Origin of the sequence: Sporosarcina sp. GW1-11 (genome assembly GCF_033088395.1) — a bacterium.
Lineage (GTDB): Bacteria > Bacillota > Bacilli > Bacillales_A > Planococcaceae > Sporosarcina.
In genome coordinates this window covers 152,366-157,136 of the sequence record NZ_JAPMIW010000004.1, presented here as the reverse complement: position 1 = coordinate 157,136, position 4,771 = coordinate 152,366, and the positions used below count along the sequence as shown (strand labels likewise).

Below are 4,771 nucleotides of genomic sequence, written 5' to 3'. Positions count from 1 at the left end.
GCGGATGGCTCCCACAATAAGCCAGATAGGAAGAGCGCCTATCCGTCTTATTGCTCCGCCTACCGCTTGTAAGGCGCCTTCGTTTCGTTAGGAAAATAAATAGCATAGTACATTGAAGTTGAAAGGTTTAATTCGGTAAGTACCAAAGACCACTAAAACTATACTGTACATACTAGCGTAGGCACAACTGCGGGGTCAGCCGAAGCCATGAGACAGCTAGCGTTCTTTGCTAGTTGGCTCATGGCGGGAGGCAATCCCCCACGTGCCGAAGCGGTGTTAGGGAACCGACCATCACTATTTTCAGCATCATAAATTAGTCGAGCGACGATCCAACAATAAGTGCTTTCACCATATACAAGAACCCACTCAAACTACTGTATACACAAAATCGAAGGCAAAACGGCACTTGTAGATAAATACCACAAGTGCCGTTTCAATAACATATAACTAACCTTACTTCTTCACGTCCTCTTGAAGCAGCTCAAGGAACGCGTCAAATGACATACTTTCGGATTTTTGCTCACCGTACTTACGAACATTCACTTCGCCAGACTCCAGCTCACGATCACCAAGCACAAGCATATACGGGACCTTTTGAACTTGTGCTTCACGAATCTTATAGCCGATTTTTTCTTCTCGACTATCCACGTCCACACGGAATCCAGCTAGCGTCAATTTCTCTCTCACGTCTTCCGCATAATCAAAATGCACTTCTGGTGAAACAGGAATGACTTCCACTTGAATAGGTGCCAACCACGTCGGGAATGCCCCTTTATACTCTTCAATCAAAAATGCAACAAAACGTTCCATTGTAGAAACGACACCACGGTGGATAACGACTGGACGATGCTGCTTTCCATCTTCTCCTATATATGTGAGGTCAAAACGTTCAGGCAACAAGAAATCGAGTTGCGCAGTAGATAGTGTTTCTTCCATACCGATTGCCGTTTTCACTTGCACGTCAAGCTTCGGTCCGTAGAATGCCGCTTCGCCTTCTTCTTCTGTATAAGGAAGTTCTAATTCGTCCATTGCTTCTTTTAACATAGACTGTGCGCGTTCCCACATTTCATCATCATCGAAATATTTCTTTGTATCTTCCGGATCACGATAAGAGAGGCGGAAGGAATAATCTTTGATGTTGAAATCTTTATACACTTCGATGATTAGCAAAATCACTCGCTTCAGTTCATCTTTAATTTGGTCTGGACGAACGAAAATATGCGCGTCATTTAATGTCATGCCACGTACGCGTTGCAATCCTGAAAGTGCTCCTGACATTTCATAACGGTGCATTGTACCAAGTTCTGCAATACGAAGCGGCAGATTACGATAAGAATGAATACCGTTTTTATAAATCATCATATGATGCGGGCAGTTCATCGGACGTAACACTAAGTCTTCGTTATCCATGCTCATTGCTGGGAACATTCCGTCTTGGTAGTGATCCCAATGTCCAGACGTTTTATATAACTCAACGCTGCCGAGAACCGGTGTATAGACGTGCTGGTAGCCAAGCCTTTCTTCTTTATCTACGATATAACGCTCAACTACACGACGGATTGTTGCACCTTTTGGTAACCATAGAGGTAAACCTTGTCCTACTTTTTGAGAGTTTGTGAATAGATTGAGTTCTTTACCGATTTTACGGTGATCACGCTCTTTCGCTTCTTCAAGTAGACGTAAATGTTCCTTCAGCTCATCTTTTTTGAAGAAAGCTGTTCCATAAATACGTTGAAGCATTTTATTATCTGAATTACCTCTCCAGTAAGCACCCGCAATACTTAGCAGTTTGAATTCTTTCAACTTACCTGTAGCAGGTACGTGGATTCCACGACATAGGTCGAAAAATTCACCTTGTTCATAGATTGAAACTTGTTCACCTTCAGGAATTGCTTCGAGAAGTTCCAGTTTATATTCATCGTCAATTTCTTCAAAACGTCTTTTTGCTTCTTCACGGGAAACATCATGACGAATAACTGGTAAGTTTTCTCCAATAATACGTTTCATTTCTTTTTCTATTTCAGGAAGATCTTCTGCTGTAATAGGTGTAGGTGAATCAATATCATAATAAAATCCATTTTCGATCGTCGGACCGATTCCAAGTTTTGCATCTGGGAACTTACGCTTAACAGCTTGTGCTAAAAGGTGAGCCGTACTATGACGAAGAATTTCTAAAGCTTCTTCTGAATTAGGCGTCACGATGCTAATCTCTCCATCTTCATGAATCGGTGTTTTCAAATCGATTAGTCGATCCCCAATTTTTCCTGCTAATGCACTTTTACGCAATCCAGGACTGATGGAGCCTGCAATTTCTTCCGTTGTTGTACCGTTTGCAAATTCCTTTACTGCTCCATCTGGAAATGTTAAATGAATATTTTCTACCATTTGTATAACTTCCTTTCTATTTTTGGACACAAAAAAGCCTCATCCCTAAAGGGACGAGGCTTGAGCTCGTGGTTCCACCCTTCTTCCTTCTGTCCTTTCGGATAGACGAAGCTTTCGATCGGCTAACGGGCCGTTACCGTCATCAGCTACTTGTGTTCGCTGATGCTGCTCGGAGGTGGTAAATTCATTTTCTGCCTACAAGGGTTTCAGCCGTGCCCCTGCTCTCTGAAAGGTTAGAAATAAATTGTTGTCCTCTTCGATGCATTTTGACAAATTATTTATGCTTAACTGAGTATTAGTATAGAAAATTTTTGGCGGAATTGCAAGTTTATATTATTATATTCTTTTAATTAACTATTTCCAATTGTAAGTATTAACTACATTCAAAACTGTCGGGTTAGATCCATGTACAAACCCAGAGATTAATCTCGCCAGTTTTGTCCGCCTAGTTTGAAAGGTTGGCTGACCATGCGAATTCTTTCCATGACTCGTGCAGCTTTGATTGGTTCTGTCTCACCACGCTGACTCGTCGTTAAATGGTGCTCTAGTTCGTTATAGTTGAAGTTAGAAGTGAAGAAGACAGGTAGTTTTTCAGCCATGCGATATTGAAGAATGGTACCTAGTACTTCGTCTCTTGTCCACGTAGACATCGTTTCTGCACCGATGTCGTCGAGCATGAGGACAGGTGCTTTTTTGACGAATTCGACCTTTTCATCTAGCGTTTGGTTTTGAATGGACTGTTTCATCTCACGTAAGAACTCGGGTACGTAGACGACGACTGTTCTCACTTGTCTCGTAGCAAGTTCGTTTGCCAATGCGCCTAAGATGAATGATTTACCGATGCCAAAATTCCCGTACAAATAAAAGCCACGTTCAGGTATTTTCCCTGTGGAATCTATTTGGTTGAGGAAATCTTTAGCCGCTCTCATGACGATTACACGGCTGTCTTCTGATAAAAAGTCTACATTTGACAACCTCGCTTCCATCACTTCTTTTGGCATATACATACTATTAACCATTTTAGATACATTTCGCCGCTCATCTTCTAGTTGCTTTGTTGGGCAGACGACATAATCTAAATCGATTAATCGCTGTGCAATGACTAGTTTAGGCTCAAAACCTTTCATTACATTGATGCAGCCTTCTATATTAGGACAGCGATCACAGGCATGAGAAGCCGTTTTAAATTCATACAGCTTCCCAAGGCTCCGGTTGACGACTTCAGTATTGACTTCATCCGAATGGTCACTAATAAATTGCTGAATCGCTGGATCTTCAACGACTTCTTTTCGAAGTTCTTCATACTTTTGGGCCAATGAAGGAGCATTGACCACTCGTCTCATAGCATCTCCAATTCGTTCCATCTTATTTCACCTCATCCTCTTGTATCCCTAATTCTTTTAGTAACTTTTGACGCTCCTCTTCAACATTGAAATCTGTTAGTGTATCCGATTTCTTTGTTTTTTCCTTACGATTAGCAAACCATTCCGGTACTTTTTCTTCTCGAGTCGGCTTGCGTTTTTTCGGTGTTGATTGCTTTCCTTCTTTGAGCCATTTCATATATTGATCATGTTCTTCTCGAGATAGCTTCAAAGCCGTCTTGGCATCATTTACTTTTTTATTAGCCCAATGTGAGGCGATTCGTTCAACAAAACTATTCGTGATTTTCCCATCATTCCGAAGCATCACATATTGAAGTAACACATTGACAACACCGACTGGAAATTGATGAAGTGTTATTAAACGTTCAGCAAGTTGAATGTCTACTGTAAACGGTTCTTTACCACTAATCTTTCGCAACATATCTTTTGGTGGTGTGTTTTCCAAATAAGAAATTAATTCCTCATCGCGACTCATGTTTTCCTTCGGCACTTCTGTTGCTGCTGGCATTTTGAAAGCCGACTGCAATTTAGGCGGTTGTGGAGATCGATTCACCTTATAAAATTCTGACGCGGCTTTTCTTAGACGCTCCTCACTCACTTGAAGATTTTCATCCATTGCAATCATCACGACTTTTTGCATATCGAGTGGAGAGAGCGAATATAAAAATGAAAGTTTAGCAATTATTTCCTGGGAAATCCCACGCACGGCAGATTTTGGTATCATTTGCTCGGACAGTCCGCTGTAAAATAAGTCAAAATTAAATTCATTCATTTCAAACGGCACACCCGGTGGCGCGGTTTTTCCTTGAAAATCCATACCAGAAGTTAGTTCCATCGCTTGGACTCCTCTGGAAGGTTGAAATACGTCTAAAAACGTTCGCGACACTTCATGATAATCTTCTTTTGAAATCTGTTCATCTAAGAAACGGCTACGCAATTGTCGATAGGGTTGTTCCCCGATTTTACTAAATAAAAATGTAGACAATAAAGGATCGCTAAAAAAA

At 41.2% G+C, this 4,771-nt stretch carries 3 protein-coding genes and 1 other annotated feature; all 3 genes read right to left on the bottom strand.

The genetic code is table 11. The features are described 5' to 3' along the window. Positions 1-453 precede the first annotated feature (453 nt). Positions 454-2,385: a threonine--tRNA ligase gene (gene thrS, locus ORD22_RS04770; protein WP_317644753.1), complete on the bottom strand. Its 1,932-nt coding sequence runs from the start codon at positions 2,383-2,385 to the stop codon at positions 454-456. A gap of 46 nt (positions 2,386-2,431) precedes the next feature. Next, positions 2,432-2,654, bottom strand: a binding site (T-box leader). 153 nt (positions 2,655-2,807) lie between these two features. Then, positions 2,808-3,749 carry a primosomal protein DnaI gene (gene dnaI, locus ORD22_RS04765; RefSeq protein WP_317644752.1) on the bottom strand — a complete coding sequence of 314 codons (942 nt, stop codon included), beginning with the start codon at positions 3,747-3,749 and terminating at the stop codon, positions 2,808-2,810. Position 3,750: 1 nt separating this feature from the next. Beyond that, the coding region (locus tag ORD22_RS04760; protein WP_317644751.1) for a replication initiation and membrane attachment family protein at positions 3,751-4,771 on the bottom strand (1,021 nt) is incomplete at its 5' end.

Coding starts and splice junctions, on each gene's coding strand:
- thrS (WP_317644753.1), bottom strand. CDS start 2,385: ATGGTAGAAAATATTCATTTAACATTTCCAGATGGAGCAGTAAAGGAA.
- dnaI (WP_317644752.1), bottom strand. CDS start 3,749: ATGGAACGAATTGGAGATGCTATGAGACGAGTGGTCAATGCTCCTTCA.